Here is a 16217-nt window from a genome sequence, read left to right as displayed (position 1 = left end):
CGGAACGGCCCGGTGAGCTGTCGAAGCGCCTGCGACTGCGGTATACAGACATCCGGTTACCACTCGGTAGTGCGGAGGTCGGCAATGACGTTGGACGCTGATGTCATCGTGGTGGGCGCCGGCCTGGCCGGCCTGGTCGCCACCGCGGAACTGGCCGACGCGGGCCGCCGGGTGGTGCTGGTGGACCAGGAGCCCGAGGCCTCCCTGGGCGGCCAGGCGCACTGGTCGTTCGGCGGTCTCTTCCTGGTCGATTCCCCGGAACAGCGCCGGTTGGGCGTCCGGGACTCCCGCGAACTGGCGCTCCAGGACTGGCTCGGCTCCGCCGGTTTCGACCGGCCCGAGGACCACTGGCCCCGGCAGTGGGCGGAGGCCTACGTGGACTTCGCCGCCGGGGAGAAGCGGGCTTGGCTGACCGCGCAGGGCGTACGGTTCTTCCCGCTGGTGCAGTGGGCCGAGCGCGGCGGCTACCTGGCCACCGGGCACGGCAATTCCGTGCCGAGGTTCCACATCACCTGGGGCACCGGCCCCGGGGTGCTCGCGCCGTTCATCCGCAGGGTGCGGCAGGCGGCCGAACGAGGCCTGGTGTCGTGCCGGTTCCGGCACCGCGTCAGCGAGCTGATCACCAGCGGCGGCGCGGTGACGGGGGTGCGCGGCGAGGTGCTCGCGCCGAGCTCGGCGGAACGCGGACAGCCGAGTTCTCGCGACGTGGCAGGAGATTTCGAGCTGCACGCGCAGGCCGTCGTCGTCGCATCGGGCGGCATCGGCGGGAACCTCGACCTGGTGCGGCGGAATTGGCCCGAGCGCTACGGCCAACCGCCGAAAGAGATGATCGCCGGGGTGCCCGACCACGTGGACGGGCGGATGCTCGAAGTGGTGTCCCGCAGCGGCGGGCACATCATCAACCCGGACCGGATGTGGCACTACACCGAGGGAATCCGCAACTACGCGCCGATCTGGAGCAAGCACGGCATCCGGATCCTGCCCGGCCCGTCGTCGCTGTGGCTGGACGCGGAAGGGCGGCGGCTGCCCGCGCCGCTGTTCCCGGGCTTCGACACCCTCGGCACGATGGAGCACATCGCGAAGACCGGCCACGAGTACACGTGGTTCGTGCTCGACCGGCGCATCATCAGCCGCGAGTTCGCGCTGTCCGGCTCCGAGCAGAACCCGGACCTGACCGAGCGCAGCCTCCGCAAGCTGCTGCAGCGAGGCGGCGGTGGCACCCCGGGGCCGGTCGCCGAATTCGTCCGCCGCGGCCCCGACTTCGTCGTCCGGCGCACCGTTGCGGAGTTGGCGCGCGGGATGAACGACCTGGTCGGAGACCAGCTGATCGACGCTGCCGCGCTGGAGCGTGAGATCGTCGCCCGCGACCGCCAGGTGGAGTCGGGGCTGGGCAAGGACGAGCAGGTCATCGCCATCCGCGCGGCCCGCCGCTACGTGGTCGACCGGATGATCCGGGTCGCCGAGCCGCACCGGCTGCTGGACCCGGCAGCCGGGCCGCTGATCGCGGTGCGGCTGTCCATCCTGACCCGCAAGACGCTGGGCGGGCTGGAAACCGACCTGTCCGGACGGCTCCTGCAGGATTCGGGCGAGCCGCTGCCCGGCCTCTACGCGGCCGGCGAGGTCGCGGGATTCGGCGGTGGTGGCGTGCACGGGTACCGGTCCTTGGAGGGAACCTTTCTCGGCGGCTGTCTGTTCTCCGGTCGGCAGGCCGGGCGAGCGGCCGCCGCCGCGCTGGCATAGCCCTTGTGACCTGCGGAATCCGCCGGATGTGCGGACAATCGGATCATGCGAGATCCGGCCGGGTCGAGCCCGTGGGAGCTGCGGATCGGGCACGAGGAGCTGCTGATCCGGAAGCGGTACGAGTTCATCAGCATCGTCAACGACTTCCTGATCGCGGTCTGGTTCATCGCCGGCAGCCTGCTGTCCTCCACGAGGACACGGCGACCGCGGGCACCTGGCTGTTCCTGCTGGGCAGCTGTGAGCTCGCGGTCCGGCCGGTGATCAGGCTCGCCCGGCACGTGCGCCTGCGGCGGTTGCGGCCGGTCGGCCTCCGGGGATCGGACCAGGATTTCTGACCCGGCGGTTCCCGGCGTCCGAATGCGGTTCCATCAGAGGTAGCAACCGCTGACGAATCCGCTGACGCGGGTGCGGCGATTCGTGATGTCGAACCATTCCGAATTCGCCGATCCGTCCGGGCAGCGGACGGATTCCCCGCCGACCGCCTCGCCGATGGTGGCGTTGTCCCCGGGATTTCCCACGCCGCGCGCGGAGGCGGCGGTATTGGGTGCCGAGCGGATCCGGACGCCGGGCACACGGAAGTCGCCGGCCCGGCCGTGCGAGGCCTTTTCGGCCAGTTCGACCAGGCCGTTCTTGATTTCGGCCGCGATGGTGGCGGTCTGGACGCCCAGCCCGGACACGGGCAGGACGGCGGCGGTGACCGCGGCGAGCAGTGCATTTCGAACCGTTCGCATGGAATACCCCCCGATACGCCCGCCAGGCTGCTCCCCATTGCCCCCTGCTATTGCTGAAGCGTCCTTTTGGCGGGCAACTCCAGTTTATGGAGAATTGCGGTCGACCGGCAGTATCCGATTGGGTAGAGCACAATTGTGAGCGGCCGGTGACTCGCGGCGATCGGGGTGAACGGCGAACCCCACCTGTGGGTTAGCGGAGCAGCGGCACCGATGCGGTGCGTGCCGACGAGAACGTCTCAACATTCGTCTGCGAAGTGCCGCAGCCGCTTCCAACCGCCGCCCCAGCCGCCGTCGCGAAGCTCAGCTTGACCGGCCGAAGCTGTCGCAAGCGCCGCAGGCGCTCAGCCCACGCACGCAGCTTGCGCCGCCGCGGGTTCTCACCCGTCGTCTGGCGGGGACAGCCCCGAATCCGCGTATTGGCCGCAAGCCGGGGATCCCGGAGTCCAGACGGCGTCTGAGGGTCCGCTCCTTGCACCGCCACGCAGAACGAGCCTGGAATCCAGAAACGTCAGCCGGCGCGGGAGCCGATGCCGGTCAGGGCGCGGACCTCCATCTCGGCCTGGCGCTCCTCGTCGACCGAGTCACGGCCCACGAAGGTTCCGATGATTCCGCAGATGAACGATACCGGGATGGACACGATGCCAGGGTTCTTCAACGGGAAGAAGGCGAAGTCCATGCTCGGGAGGATCGAGTCCGGCGAGCCGGAAACCACCGGGGAGAAGATCACCAGCAGCAGGCAGGAGCCGAGCCCGCTGTAGATGCTCCACAGCGTGCCCGTGGTGTTGAACCGCTTCCAGAACAGCGAGTACAGCAGCGTGGACAGGTTCGCCGAGGCGGCGAACGCGAACGCCAGGCCGACCAGGAACGCGATGTTCTGCCCGATGACGAGGATGCCGCCGAGGATCGAGGCGATGCCGATCACCAGCGCGGTCAACCGGGCTACCCGCACCACGGAGTCGGAGTCGATGTCGCCGCGGCGGATCACGTTGGCGTAGACGTCGTGCGCGAACGACGCCGATGCGGTCAGCGTCAACCCGGCCACCACCGCCAGGATCGTGGCGAAGGCGACCGCCGCGATGATGCCCAGCAGCACCGTGCCGCCGATGCGGTAGGCCAGCAGCGGGGCCGCGGAGTTCTCCGCACCCGGTGCGCTCAGGATCGCGTCGGTGCCCACCAGCGCGGCGGCGCCGTAGCCGACGACCAGGGTGCAGATGTAGAACACCGCCACCACCCAGGTCGCCCAGACCACCGAGCGGCGGGCCTCGCGGGCGTTGGGCACGGTGTAGAACCGCATGAGCACGTGCGGCAGGCCGCCGATGCCGAGCACCAGGGCCAGCGACAGCGACACGAAGTCCAGCTTGGTCAGCTCGGACTTCCCGTACTGCACGCCGGGGGCGAAGATGTCGCGGCCGTGCGGGTTGTTGTCGGCGGCGTGCTGCAGCAGGTTCGTGAAGCTGTAGCCGAACTTGCCGAGCAGGAAGATCGTGATCATCGCGACGGACAGCAGCAGCAAGGCGGCCTTGATGATCTGTACCCAGGTGGTGCCCTTCATGCCGCCCACCAGCACGTAGGTGATCATGATCGCGCCGACCGCGGCGATCACCAACGCTTGGCCGAACTTGCCGTGCACGTTGAGCAGCAGGGCGACCAGACCGCCCGCACCGGCGATCTGGGCGATCATGTAGATGATCGTGATGGCCAGCGTCGAGGCGGCCGCCGCGGCCCGCACCGGGCGCTGGCGCATCCGGAAGCTGAGCACGTCGCCCATGGTGAAGCGACCGGTGTTGCGGGTGCGCTCGGCGAGCAGCAGCAGGTTGATCAGCCAGGCGACCAGGAAGCCGATGGAGTACAGGAAGCCGTCGTAGCCGTAGGTCGCGATCGCCCCGGCGATGCCCAGGAACGACGCGGCGGACAGGTAGTCGCCGGAGAGCGCGATGCCGTTCTGCGCACCCGTGAACGAGCTGCCCGCGACGAAGTAGTCGCTGGAGGTGCCCCGGTTGCTCACCCGGTACACGATGAAAAGCGTGATCAGCACGAACACCGCGAAGACGCTGGTGTTGATGATCGCGCTGTCGGCCGGGATCAGCTGCGGCTCATTCACTGGTCGTACTCTCCCGCGTCATGTCGGATCCGGTCGACATCGGGGTCGATGCGGCGACGGGCGAACCGGACGTAAAGCGAGGTCAGGCCCACCGTGGTGATGAACTGGCCGATGCCCATGACCAGTCCGACGTTGATCTCGCCGATCAGCGGTCGGGCCATGAATTCCCGGGCGTAGGCGGCGATCGCCACGTACCCGATGTACCAGGTCAGGAAAAACGCCGTCGCCGGAAAAACGAACCATTTCAGCCGGCGGCGCAGGGCGCGGAATTCCGCGCTCTCCTGGATAGCGATGAAATCGGGGGGTTCGTTAGTCGCGCGAACGGAGCTCTTGCCGATTCCGCCGAAGGCTGCCCGCGGATTTCCGGGCTGGTCGCGCTGACTGCCGCGCAGCGCGGATTGCGTTGCGTTGCTCATGCATCCTTCCTGGAACTTCGCGGTTGGCCCGCTGGGCCGAGGCCTGGCGGCGGCGGGGAATTCTAACCACTCCGCGCAGGTGATCAACAGTGTGGTGATCGCCACCTGGTATGGGATTCCGAGACTACCGGTCGGCGGTCCGCGGGCTGCGGAGAGGCGACGCCCCGCGCTTGGTTGCTGTCCGGTATTGCCAGGTCAGCGGTCCGGTCTCGCGGCAGCGATCTTCCTGACCAGGCCTTATGGGGGGATCGGGGCCGAGATTGAATACCCTCTTTAGGCTGAACGAGTGAAAAAAGCGCGGCGGGCGAAGTGGGGTTGACCACTCGGCGTGACATCGCCTGTTTGTCGTAGCGGAATGGGAAAAAGCCCCCGGTACTATCACGGGTTACGGGGCTTATAGTGCTGAGGCACTGAAAGACAGTCGCGCGATCCGAAAGGTCACGGTTCGGTACCAGTGTTCGTAATGCGCCAACCGGGGGCGCGCGTGGTTACGCAGAGTGCATCTAAATCTGCATTGGTACGATGCAGTATCGTAAGGCGTTTCCGGTTGCCGGGTGCTGCTCGACCACGGCTGGATTTCACCCTAGACAGCCCAGACGACGATTGCGGGACCGCACGCATGCGCCGTTCTTCAACGTATTGTTCGCCCGAGGTCCAGACCGCGACTGACCTGCACGAGGGCCCTGGCTCGCAGCCGGGAGCGCGGTCGTGACGGCGGGCCGGTTAGGGCGCACCCGCGACGCCGTGGTGCAGTGGCGCAACTGGTCGCTGCCGACGAAGTTGGCCGCGGTCGTGCTGGTACCGGTCATCTTCGCGATCACGCTCGGTATCGGACAGATCCGGTGGCAGGTCGACAAGGCGGCCGAGTACGACCTCGTCGAGCAGGTGCTGAACACGGTCGGCCGGGTCGACCCGCTGGTCGTCAGCATCCAGCAAGAACGAACCCGCGCGGTGGAGTTCCTGGTCGGCGACGGCGAGTTCGGCCCGATCGAGGAGCAGGCGGCCGCGGTGGACCGGGCCGCCGCCGACGTCGGGCAGCACCTCTCCTCGTCCGACGTCGCCACGGGAGTCGTCGCCGACCGCTACGGCGAACTCCGGCCGCTGCTGGACGGGCTCGGTCAGCTCCGCCAGCAGGTCCGCGACCGCCGGATCGGCGAGGCCAAGGCGATCGACGAGTACACCCGTGTAATCGCCTCGGTGCTAGCCCTGGACCGCGCGCTGAGCAGCAGCCTCGCCGACCGCAGCCTGTCCAGCACGGCGACCGCGCTGCAGGACATGATGGGCCTGACCGAGGAAGTGCGGTTGCAGCAGGCCTGGGTGCTGACCGGGCTGTCCGAGGGCGAGCTCAAGCCGGCCGCGCTGGAGAGCCTGAACGGCTCGCGCGCCCGGTTGCAGAGCAAGATCACCGATGCTCGTGCCACCGTTGTCGCGAACTGGCAGCAGCGGCTGGACCAGACATTCGCGGCTCCGGCGATCGCGGACCGGAACAGCATGCTCCGCGCGATCATGACCGAGAGCACCGACAACGTCTACTCCGGTGGGTTCTCGGTGAAGCGCGACGCGTGGAACTCCGGCACCGAAGCCTCGGTCGCGCTGATCGACAAGGGGCGCGGCGATCTGGCGGCCGACGTCCGCACCACCGCTTCGCGGCTGGAGGACGAGGCCAGCAGCGCCGCCGGCTGGGATTCGGTGCTGCTGCTGTCCGCGCTGATCGCAGCCGCCGCGATCATCATGGTGATCGCGCGACAGCTGCTCGGTTCGCTGCGCGTCCTGCGCAGCAGCGCGCTGGACGCCGCGGAGTACGAGCTGCCGGCGGCGGTGGCCAGCATCCGGGAGGGCAATGTCGCGGACGCGGTCGTCGAGCCGTTCCCCGTCGACACCACCGATGAGGTCGGGCAGCTGGCCCGCGCCTTCGACGAGGTGAACCAGCAGGCGCTGCGGCTCGCGGTGGAGCAGACGGACCTGCGCCGCGGCTACGGCGAGGTGTTCGTCAGCATCTCCCGGCGCAGCCAGAGCCTCCTGGAACGCCAGCTGCGGCTGTTCGAGCAGCTGGAGCAGGACGAAGAGGACCCGGACCAGCTCGCGCGGTTGTTCCAGCTGGACCACCTGGCCACCCGGATGCGGCGCAACAACGAGAACCTGATGGTCCTCTCCGGCAGCGACCTGGCGCGCCGCTTCACCCAACCGACTGACCTGGCGGACGTGCTGCGCGCCGCGGTTTCCGAGATCGAGCAGTACCCGCGGGTCGTGGTGCAGCCGCCGCCGGCGGTCAAGCTGCGCGGGCACACCGCCAGCGACCTGGTGCGGCTGGTCGCCGAGCTGTTGGACAACGCGGCGAACTTCTCCGCCCCGGACACGACCGTCACGGTGTCCAGCTACCAGGCCGGTGACGGCACGGTGGTGCTAGACGTGCTGGACCAGGGCATTGGCATGGGCCACCAGGAACTCGCCCGGGCCAACGAACGGCTGGCCCACGTGGACGAGGACGACCTCGCCACCTCGCGCCGGATGGGGCTGTTCGTCGCCGGGCGCCTGGCGGTTCGCCACGGTGTCGGCGTCGAGCTGCACGGCGGGCCGGACGTCGAGGGCGTCCGGGCGACGGTGATGATCCCGGCCGAGCACGTGGTCTCGGTCGAGTCCGGGCCTGCCCTGGCGCCCCCGGCGGCGCCGGGCCAGCGCAACGGGCATGCGCACACCGACCTGCCGACCTCCGGCGTGCTGCCGCGCCGCGGCGAGCAGCCCGCGGCCGCGCAGGACAGTTCGCCCTGGCAGGAGCCCACTTCGGCGAGCCTCTCCGAGTCCAGCGTCCCCGATCGCGAGGACTGGCCGACGGCGCACCTGTTCGACGCGCCGATCGACATCCCGCAGCAGCCGCGCGCGGTGCCGTCGGACCTGGGTGTGGACTGGCCGGAGGCCGAGCCGCCTGCGGAGCGGCCGCCGGCGGAGTCGCCGGTCTTCACCGAGGCCTCCACCCAGTGGTTCCAGCCGGCCAGCGAGAACCCGTACCTGACGTCGCGGGACGAATCCGGCGAGGTCAGCTGGCCCGGCGCGGAGGACGAACCGGCCGCGGGCGTGGGTTTCCCGCAGAACTCGGACTTCCTGGCGGGCGACCGGCAGGCGGCGGAGCCTTCGTTCACCTCGTCCGGGCTGCCGCGCCGCGTGCCGCGCGGCCAGCAGACGGCGGAACCGGCACCGGCGGCGGAACCGGCTGCCGACATGCCCGCCCGCATTCCGGAGGACATCAGCCGGAAGCTTGCCCACAACGGCGTCCACTTCGGGCACCCGGCGGAGACCTCCGGGGCGGGCTCATGGATGCAGGAGCCCACCGGGCAGGACGCGTGGGCGTCGGAACCGGAGGGATCGGACGACTGGGGCTCGGCACCCGTCGAGCCCCAGCAGTGGGTCCCGGACACTTCCGGAGACACCTGGAGCTTCGCCGCCGATAGCGCGCGCGAAGCGGCGGAGGCCGCGGTGAACCCGCAGCCGACTTCGTTCACCCAGGCGGGCCTGCCGCGCCGGACCCCGAAGGAGCATCTGGTGCCTGGCAGCGTGGCGGATTCCGGGCCCCAGGAAGCCGCGGCGTTCCAGCGCGACGCGGATCAACTCCGCGGGCGGCTGGCCGACTTCCAGAGCGGTGTCAGTCGTGGGCGGCATCGAGCAACCGATGAGGGCTGACATGAAGTCCGCAGCGCTAAGGCGTGATCACCTCGGCGACGAACAGGAGGTTGCATGACTGCTCAGGAAATGATTTCCCAAAGGTTCGGCTGGCTGATCACCGACTTCACCGAGCGCGTGGCCGGTGTGGCGCACACGATCGTGGTGTCCGCCGACGGCCTGGTGCTGACCGCCTCGGCGACGCTGCCCAGGGACCGGGCCGATCAGCTGGCCGCGGTCGCCTCCGGGCTGCTGAGCCTCACCCAGGGCTCGGCGAAGTGCTTCGAGGCAGGGCGGGTGGTGCAGACCATTGTCGAGATGCAGCGCGGCACGCTGCTGCAGATGGGCATCAGCGACGGCTCCTGCCTGACCGTGCTCGCCGCCCCGCAGTGCGACATGGGGCTGGTCGCCTACGAGATGACCATGCTCGTGGAGCGCGTCGGCCAGATCCTCACGCCGGAGATCCGGTCGCAGCTGCAGGGAGCGCCGAACGCGTTCACCGGCCAACTGGTGTGAGGATGCGATGAGTAGACGCTCGGAATATCCACGGCGGGGCCGAAGACGGGACAATTCGGGGGACGACAGCTTCGCCCACGTCGTCAACGGGTTCACCTTCGGCAGCGGTCGCAAGCGCGTGCGGGACGAGCCGCAGGAGCAGTACGCCGAGCATTACGAGGACCAGGAAGACGACCAGTACGACGATTACGACGATCGGAATGAGGAGGCCTACCCGGACGATCCGGTCGAGCCGGAGGCACCGGCCGCGTCCAGCATCCGGTCCTACACCTGGACCGGCGGGCGCACCAGGTCGAACCTCCAGCTGGAGCTGGAAACCCTGGTCTCCACCGGCGAGATGTACCAGCCGGGCGTGGCGGTTCGGCTGGAGCACCAGTCGATCGCCGAGTTGTGCCAACACCCCAGATCGGTGGCCGAAGTCGGGGCGCTGTTGTCGGTGCCGATCGGGGTGGCCCGAGTGTTGCTGGCCGACATGTCCGATCTGGGGTTGATCACCGTGCACCAGACGGTGAGCGAAAGCGGTAGCGCACCACACATGGTGTTGATGGAAAGGGTTTTGAGTGGACTCCGTCGGCTATAGCGCGCCCCAGCTCGGCTCCGCGCCGCCGCAGGCCGCCAACCGGGGCGGCACCGCGTCGACCTCGGCGAAGATCGTGGTCGCGGGCGGATTCGGCGTCGGCAAGACGACCTTCGTCGGCTCGGTGTCGGAGATCGTGCCGTTGACCACCGAGGCGGTGATGACGGAGGCCAGCCGGGGCGTCGACGATCTCGGCGCGACGCCGAACAAGACCACCACCACGGTCGCGATGGACTTCGGCCGGATCTCGCTGGCCTCCAACCTGATCCTGTACCTGTTCGGCACCCCGGGCCAGCAGCGGTTCTGGTTCATGTGGGACGACCTGGTGCGCGGTGCCATCGGCGCGGTCGTGCTGGTGGACACCCGGCGGCTGGCCGACTCGTTCTCGGCGATCGACTTTTTCGAGGACCGCGGGCTGCCGTACCTGGTCGGGGTGAACTGCTTCGACGGCCAGATGGTGCACTCGATCGAACAGGTCCGCGAGGCGATGGCGATCGGCCCCAACGTGCCGATCGGGCCATGCGACGCCCGGGACCGGGAGTCCACCAAGCGCACCCTGATCGCGCTGGTCGAGCACGCGATGCGCCACTGGACGACCCGCCAGCCCGGCTGATCCCGGAGGGGCCGGGTCGTACGGGCCGTGAGTCTTCTGGGCTGCTAGGACCGCCCAGAAGACGCACGGCCCTTCTCATGCCTTGCGGGCGACTCCGCCGACGAGGTTGTACTCGGCGTCGGACGGCTCGGTGAGGCGCGGGCCGTCGGGCCACCAGTCGAACAGGTAGGTCAGGCCGGGTTCGACCATCTCGAGGCCGCAGAACAGCGCCTGGATCTCCTCCCGGGTGCGGTAGTAGCAGCTGCCCATCATCGAGTTGAACCGCACTTGGGACTCGGCCGCGAGCTTGGCCCGCGAGCTGCCGTCGGCCGGGTTGTGCAGGTGCGAGATCGCGAGGTACGAGCCGGGGGCCATGGCCGATGCGTAGGCGGACATGATCGCCTTCGGATCCTCGTCGTTGGTGACGTGGTGCAGGGTGTTGCACTGGATCAACGCCACCGGGCGGCTCAGGTCCAGGTACTTGGTCACCTTCCGGTTCGCCAGGATCTCCGCGGGATAGCGCAAGTCCCCGACCGCGAAGTGGGTGTACTCGTTCTCCTCCAGCAGCGCACGGCCGTGCGCTGCGACCGACGGGTCGTTGTCGATGTAGACCACCGTGGCCTCGGCGTTGAGCCGCTGCACCGCCTGGTGGGTGTTCTCCGCGGTCGGCAGCCCGGAACCCAGGTCGAGGAACTGGTCGATGCCGGCCTGGCCGGCCAGGAACCGGACCACGCGGATCAGCCACGCCCGGCACTGCCTGCCGACCTGCACTGCCTCCGGGGCGATCTTCAGGATCTGCTGCAGGACCTCGCGGTCCACCTCGAAGTTGTCCTTGCCGCCGACGAACGCGTCGTAGACCCGCGCGATGCTGGGCTTCGTGGTGTCGATCTGCGGCCTGTCAGCACTTGCCATGAGAAGGGTCCGCTCGGTCCGGGGTAGAAACGATCACGAGCAGGGTAATTCCGGCAAGGCGACAGGTAAACACCTGTCACACGGCGACCGGGGTGATCTGCACGTCGTGGTCGGCGGCGTCCGGCTCGGCGAACTGCAGCAACCGCCGGCCCTCCAGCGCCACGGCGTCGGCGTCCTCTTCGGGCAGCTTCCGGTACGGCTCGATCAGCAGCGTCGCGGTGTGCTTCCGGCGGGCGAGCCGCCAGGTGCCGTGCAGGAAGCCGTCGACGAGGATCGTGCCGGGGAGCACGGCGTTCTTCATGCTGAACAGGCGTTTGCGGCCGTCCTCGTGCATGACCCGGCTGCGATCCTTGTGCGAGAGCAGCACGTTGTCGAACGGGGCCAGGAAGCGCGGCGGGCTGGGGACGTCGGGGTCCGGGCGCGGTGCGTCGGGCAGGTCTAGCAGTTGGCGGCCGTTCTCGTCGCGGAAAGTCCGCAGGTCCAGCCGGGGCACGACCTCCTTCAGACCCCGGAGACCGGACCAGACTTGCATGTCCGCGACCGTGGCCGGGCCGAACGCCGCGAGGTAGCGGCGGAGCACGTCCTCCAGCGAGGGCTCGGCGGCCAGCGGTCGCCCGAGCCAGGTTTCGGCCGTCGCATAGGTCGGTTGGCCGCTGCGCCCCCAGACCGCGCGCGGCGGGATCTGCACCAACGGGAGGAGGTTGCGGAGCGCGAACGCCAGCGACGCCGGCTTCCGGTCCGGCCACCGCTCGGCGAGCAGAGGGCCGAGCTGAGCAGCCGTTCGGGGCTGCTCGTCGAGCAGTTCCCGGCCCAGCGCAGCGATCTCGGCGTGGTCGATGCCCGCGATCTCGGCCCGGTGCTGGGTGTTCGTGCGCACGGCGCCGCCCATGATCGGCTGCACCAGGGGCCGCAGGCGCAGGCAGTCGGCGGCGGAGACCAGGTGGACGGTGCCGCGCATCAGCACGATGCGGACCACGCTGCGGTCCAGCAGGCGCTGCGCGAGGTCGTCGGGTTGGAACCGCGCGAGGCGGGTCCACAAGCCGAAGTATGGCGGGAACGGTGCCTGCGCCTGCATTCCGACGAGGTGGTCGATCGTCTCCACGGCGGACCGCTCCGAACGCCGCAGCAGCAGCTGCCGCTCCAGGGTCGCGCGGTTGAGCTCGCGGCGGCCGAGCATGGTCATGGTTCTCCCTTCGCCTGGCGAACCTTATTCCGCCGGGCGGACATCCGGGTTTTGCTTCACACCGCGCCGGTGCGAATCGGGCCGAGTCCCGGTGGCAGACTTGCGGCGATGAGCGGAGCGGTATTGGTCCTCGGGGGCCGCAGCGAGATCGGCGTCGAGGTGGCGGTGCGCCTCGTCAAGCGCGGACACGGCACCGTGGTGCTGGCGGCGCGGCGGTCGGCGGACTTGGACGCCGAGGAGGCCGCGCTCCGCGAAGCCGGGGCCACCGACGTGGTGCGGGTGGAGTTCGACGCCGCGGACGTCCGCAGCCACGCCGAGTTGCTCCGAGGCATCATCGACCGGCACGGCCCGATCGACGTCGCGGTGACCGCCTTCGGCGTGCTCGGCGACCAGGAGCGGGCCGAACGGGATGCGGCGCACGCGATCGACATCGTGCACGTCGACTACGTCGCGCACATCAGTGTGCTGACGCACCTGGAGAACCTGCTGCGCGAGCAGGGCAGCGGCAAGATCGTCGTGTTCTCCTCGGTCGCGGGGGTGCGGGTGCGGCGGGCGAACTACGTCTACGGGTCGGCGAAGGCCGGGCTCGACGGATTCGCCAACGGTCTTTCCGACGCGCTGGTCGGCAGCAGCGTGGAGCTGCTGATCGTGCGGCCCGGGTTCGTCATCGGGCGGATGACCGAGGGCATGAGCCCCGCGCCGTGGTCGAGCACCCCGGATCAGGTCGCGGATGCGACGGTCAACGCGCTGCGGCGGGGACGTCGCGTGGTGTGGGTGCCGCCGATCCTGCGCTGGGTGTTCGCGGCGATGCGCCTGGTCCCGCAGGCGATCTGGCGCCGCATGCCCCGCTGAAGTTCCCGCTGGTCACGTGCCATGAGATTGCAAGGCGCGGTCCCGCGAAACGAGTGCGGGTCGCGGTTCCCCCGTTGCGGCCAGCGCACGGTGTCGGGGTTGTATCCGCAGGTCGTCGGCCGTGGGCGCTTTTTGGGGTGGTGTGGCGCCGCGAAGTACGCGCGGGTTCTGAGCCGTGGAGATGTGCCCTTCACACTAGGTCGTAGGTGGTTGCGTCGATGGCGAGCAGGTCGCGCAAGGCCGTGGTGCCCGATGGGGTGAGGCGGACCGCGCGGCCGGTGCCGATGCGCTTGATCCAGCCGTTCCCCACGAATCGGCGCAGCAAGTGGGCACCGGCGGCCCCCGCGAGGTGGGAGCGCCGTTCGGTCCAGTCCAGGCAGGCGCGCGCCAGCGGGCGCCGGGCGCCGCGGAGGTCGGCCGCAGCGATGCCGAGGGTGCCGGTGAGCCAGTCGACGCCCGCGTCGGTCATCGCGAAACCCTCGGTCTGGTTGAGCAGGCCCGCGTTGGTCATGCCGTCGGCGATCACGACCCCGAGCCGCCCGGCGAGGTGGTCGTAGCAGGTGCGGCCCCGGGCGAGGGCCGCCGAGGCGCCGACCGCGCGCAGGCCGCGCGGCTGCTCCCGGCTCGGCCCCAGGTGGCCGATGAACGCCTCCAGCAGGTCCGCCGCCTGCGAGTTGGCGAGCTGCACGTACCGGTGCCGTCCCTGCCGGCGCTCCACTAGGGCCTGTTTCGAAAGTGGTTTGCGTAGCGGTGCGGGTAGCGGAATCTCAGAGGCCTTCTCGCTGCGGGATCCCCGACATCATGAATGCCAATTCACCACGTCGGGGCTGTCCTCGCGAGAAGGACCCCTGAGAACCCGCGGCGGTGCCAGTTGAGTCCCACACCGCAAGCGGCTGTCGCCGCTTATAAAACACGTCCTAGCAGACCGCCGGCGACCAGCCGGTTCAGGTGCTCGCTGACGGTCGAGGCGGCGACACCGGCGTGGGCCGCGAGCTCCGTCGCGGTCCAGGCCCGGCCGTCGAGCATCGCCAGGCAGAACGCGGCACGGGTCGGGTCGGCGAGCAGCCCGGCCAACTGGGCGACATCGCGTGCCATCGTCATGCCGCCATTCTGCGACGGCGACGTTTCGGCGGGCACCGAACCGTCCCGGCCTTACGGTGCGAACATGTTGCGAGAATTCCACGCGCTGCACCACGCGGATTCGCCGTTGCTGCTGCCGAACGCCTGGGACTTCGCCTCCGCCGCGGCGCTGGTCGAGGCCGGTTTCGAGGCGATCGGCACGACGAGCCTCGGTGTCGCGGCGTCCCACGGGCTGCCGGATGCCGCAGGGTGCACCCGGACGCAGACGATCGAACTGGCCCGACGGCTGGCGGACCTGCCGCGCCCGATCACCGTCGACGTCGAATCGGGTTTCGGCGGCGGGGCCGACGAGGTCGCGGAGCTGGCGGCGGAACTGGCCGGGTTCGGCATCGCCGGGATCAACCTCGAAGACGAGCTCGGCGATCCCGCACGCCACCAAGAGCTGATCGGCGCGGTGAAGGAGCGTGTGCCGGAACTCTTCCTCAACGCGCGTACGGACACCTATTGGCTTGGCGCCAAGTCGCTCGCCGACACGATCGACCGCGCCGAGCGCTACGCCGCTGCCGGCGCGGACGGCATCTTTGTACCCGGCATGGCCACCGACGGCGACATCCACGCGCTGCGGGACGCGATCGACGTGCCGATCAACATCCTCTACCAGCCAGGCCAACGCATCGAGCACCTGGCAGAGCTCGGCGTTCAGCGCATCAGCATGGGCTCGCTGCTCTACCGCGCTGCGCTGCACGCCGCTGTCGCCACGGCGCGCGACATCCGCGCGGGTGCGGCCGTGGCGGTCGGCATCCCCGATTATTCGACTGTGCAGTACTACGCGATCGGTGGTGGCCGTCGGCGGGGTTCCGGCGGCTTCCAGTGACCTCCGTCCGGTCCGGTCCAGCGCTCGACCCCGGCCCCGAGGTAGGTGCGGAACCACTCCGCGGCGAGTTCCGCGACCCGCTCCAGCGCGCCGGGCTCTTCGAAGAGGTGGCCGGCGTGCGGCACGATCTCGATCTTGACGTCGGTCAGCGGCAGCGACGTGAGCAGTTCCGCCGCCTGCCGGTTGAGGTTGAGCACCTCGCGGTCGTCGCCGCCGACGATCAGCAGCGTCGGGGCCTGCACCGAGGCCAGCCCCTCGCCGCCGAGGTCCGGGCGACCGCCGCGCGACACCACGGCGGCGATGCGGTCGGGGCGCCGGGCAGCGGCCTTCAGCGCGGCGGCCGCGCCGGTGCTGGCGCCGAACAACCCGACCGGCATCTTCCTGGTGGCCGACCACTCGGCGAGCTGGTCGATGGCGGGCACCAGTCGCTCCGCGAGCAGATCGATGTCGAAGCGCAGTTCGTGGGTCCGCTGGTCGAACTTCGCCTCCTCCGGGGTGAGCAGGTCCAGCAGCAGGGTGCCGAACCCGCGGTCCTGCAACGACTCCGCAACCGCGCGGTTGCGGGGGCTGTGCCGGGAACTCCCGGAACCGTGTGCGAACAAGACCACCGCCCGGGCAGGCGGTGGCACGACGAGATCCCCTTCCAGGTTTCCCTTGGGGGTCTTGACGATCACCGGCTCGGTTGCGACTTGAACCATGTGAGCCTCCTCCAGTTCCGCAAGCTCCGGCTACCCCGCCGCGCGGACGGCGACACGCCTGCACGGTCGCCCACTGTCCCCCCTCCGTACAGGCCCGCGAGAGGATCGATCCCTGTCGGTGCCGGGCACTGCGTCCGGCCGGTGCACAGCGAACTCGACCGGTCGGCGGAGATCGACACGCTCACCGGCCGACTGGTGGACCAGTACGTTTTCACGGACATCGCGCAGACTGTTTTGGTGGTGTGAACCACTGCTGACCAACCGGGTCGGCGCTGTTGACCTCCACTTTGA

The 16217-nt window shown here is 69.6% G+C and carries 15 protein-coding genes and 1 pseudogene; 8 read left to right on the top strand and 8 right to left on the bottom strand.

Features of this window, described 5'->3' with window-relative positions; genetic code table 11:
* The first annotated feature begins 84 nt into the window (after window positions 1-84).
* Both DL519_RS27000 and DL519_RS26995 read left to right on the top strand, forming a co-directional pair.
* A complete protein-coding gene (locus tag DL519_RS27000) occupies window positions 85-1740 on the top strand; it encodes an FAD-binding dehydrogenase (RefSeq protein WP_190818890.1) in 1656 nt (551 codons plus the stop codon).
* A gap of 45 nt (window positions 1741-1785) precedes the next feature.
* Window positions 1786-2001: a YrhK family protein gene (locus DL519_RS26995; RefSeq protein WP_397544978.1), complete on the top strand. Its 216-nt coding sequence runs from the start codon at window positions 1786-1788 to the stop codon at window positions 1999-2001.
* 107 nt (window positions 2002-2108) lie between these two features.
* On the opposite strand, the gene DL519_RS26990 is transcribed toward DL519_RS26995, so the two are convergent.
* The 3 genes from DL519_RS26990 to DL519_RS26980 all read right to left on the bottom strand — a co-directional run bounded on the left by DL519_RS26990 (window position 2109) and on the right by DL519_RS26980 (window position 4988).
* On the bottom strand, window positions 2109-2471 hold the full coding sequence (locus DL519_RS26990) for a hypothetical protein (protein ID WP_190818888.1): 363 nt from the start codon (window positions 2469-2471) through the stop codon (window positions 2109-2111).
* Window positions 2472-2979: 508 nt separating this feature from the next.
* Window positions 2980-4572 (bottom strand): solute symporter family protein, encoded by a 1593-nt coding sequence (locus DL519_RS26985; protein WP_190818886.1) that lies wholly within the window; start codon window positions 4570-4572, stop codon window positions 2980-2982.
* Window positions 4569-4988 carry a DUF485 domain-containing protein gene (locus DL519_RS26980; RefSeq protein WP_190818885.1) on the bottom strand — a complete coding sequence of 140 codons (420 nt, stop codon included), beginning with the start codon at window positions 4986-4988 and terminating at the stop codon, window positions 4569-4571. Before DL519_RS26980 ends, DL519_RS26985 begins: the two co-directional genes overlap by 4 nt.
* A 708-nt stretch (window positions 4989-5696) precedes the next feature.
* Here DL519_RS26980 and DL519_RS26975 point away from each other — a divergent pair.
* Genes DL519_RS26975 through DL519_RS26960 form a run of 4 tightly spaced genes read left to right on the top strand, consistent with a single transcriptional unit; the run spans window position 5697 to window position 10348 of the window.
* On the top strand, window positions 5697-8663 hold the full coding sequence (locus tag DL519_RS26975) for a nitrate- and nitrite sensing domain-containing protein (RefSeq protein ID WP_190818884.1): 2967 nt from the start codon (window positions 5697-5699) through the stop codon (window positions 8661-8663).
* A 54-nt stretch (window positions 8664-8717) separates the two neighbouring features.
* A complete protein-coding gene (locus DL519_RS26970) occupies window positions 8718-9158 on the top strand; it encodes a roadblock/LC7 domain-containing protein (RefSeq protein WP_190818883.1) in 441 nt (146 codons plus the stop codon).
* Window positions 9159-9165: 7 nt separating this feature from the next.
* Window positions 9166-9738 carry a DUF742 domain-containing protein gene (locus tag DL519_RS26965; RefSeq protein WP_190818882.1) on the top strand — a complete coding sequence of 191 codons (573 nt, stop codon included), beginning with the start codon at window positions 9166-9168 and terminating at the stop codon, window positions 9736-9738.
* Window positions 9719-10348, top strand: coding sequence for a GTP-binding protein (locus DL519_RS26960; protein ID WP_168586422.1), 630 nt, complete (start codon window positions 9719-9721; stop codon window positions 10346-10348). The genes DL519_RS26965 and DL519_RS26960 overlap by 20 nt, the downstream gene beginning before the upstream one ends.
* 75 nt (window positions 10349-10423) lie before the next feature.
* On the opposite strand, the gene DL519_RS26955 is transcribed toward DL519_RS26960, so the two are convergent.
* Together DL519_RS26955 and DL519_RS26950 are read right to left on the bottom strand one after the other, a co-directional pair.
* Window positions 10424-11239: an SAM-dependent methyltransferase gene (locus DL519_RS26955; protein WP_190818881.1), complete on the bottom strand. Its 816-nt coding sequence runs from the start codon at window positions 11237-11239 to the stop codon at window positions 10424-10426.
* Window positions 11240-11315: 76 nt separating this feature from the next.
* Entirely contained in the window at window positions 11316-12422 is a 1107-nt protein-coding gene (locus tag DL519_RS26950; RefSeq protein ID WP_190818879.1) for a winged helix DNA-binding domain-containing protein, read from the bottom strand.
* A gap of 108 nt (window positions 12423-12530) precedes the next feature.
* Between DL519_RS26950 and DL519_RS26945 the strand changes: the two genes are divergently transcribed.
* On the top strand, window positions 12531-13274 hold the full coding sequence (locus DL519_RS26945) for an SDR family NAD(P)-dependent oxidoreductase (RefSeq protein ID WP_190818877.1): 744 nt from the start codon (window positions 12531-12533) through the stop codon (window positions 13272-13274).
* A gap of 190 nt (window positions 13275-13464) precedes the next feature.
* On the opposite strand, the gene DL519_RS26940 is transcribed toward DL519_RS26945, so the two are convergent.
* Both DL519_RS26940 and DL519_RS26935 read right to left on the bottom strand, forming a co-directional pair.
* Window positions 13465-13992 (bottom strand): transcriptional regulator, encoded by a 528-nt coding sequence (locus DL519_RS26940; protein WP_190818875.1) that lies wholly within the window; start codon window positions 13990-13992, stop codon window positions 13465-13467.
* Window positions 13993-14195: 203 nt separating this feature from the next.
* A pseudogene (locus tag DL519_RS26935) lies at window positions 14196-14375 on the bottom strand (ArsR/SmtB family transcription factor); the annotation flags it as partial.
* 64 nt (window positions 14376-14439) lie between these two features.
* Between DL519_RS26935 and DL519_RS26930 the strand changes: the two are divergent.
* The gene (locus DL519_RS26930) at window positions 14440-15228 is read left to right on the top strand and encodes an isocitrate lyase/PEP mutase family protein (protein WP_190818873.1); all 789 of its coding nucleotides are present in this window, start codon (window positions 14440-14442) and stop codon (window positions 15226-15228) included.
* Here DL519_RS26930 and DL519_RS26925 read toward each other — a convergent pair.
* Window positions 15180-15926, bottom strand: a complete 747-nt coding sequence (locus tag DL519_RS26925; protein ID WP_190818871.1) for a dienelactone hydrolase family protein — start codon at window positions 15924-15926, stop codon at window positions 15180-15182. The genes DL519_RS26930 and DL519_RS26925 overlap by 49 nt on opposite strands.
* Window positions 15927-16217 lie beyond the last annotated feature (291 nt).

Origin of the sequence: Saccharopolyspora pogona (genome assembly GCF_014697215.1) — a bacterium.
GTDB classification, from domain to species: domain Bacteria; phylum Actinomycetota; class Actinomycetes; order Mycobacteriales; family Pseudonocardiaceae; genus Saccharopolyspora; species Saccharopolyspora hattusasensis.
The sequence above is the reverse complement of the archived record's forward strand: the minus strand, read 5'-3'. Positions and strand labels throughout refer to the sequence as shown.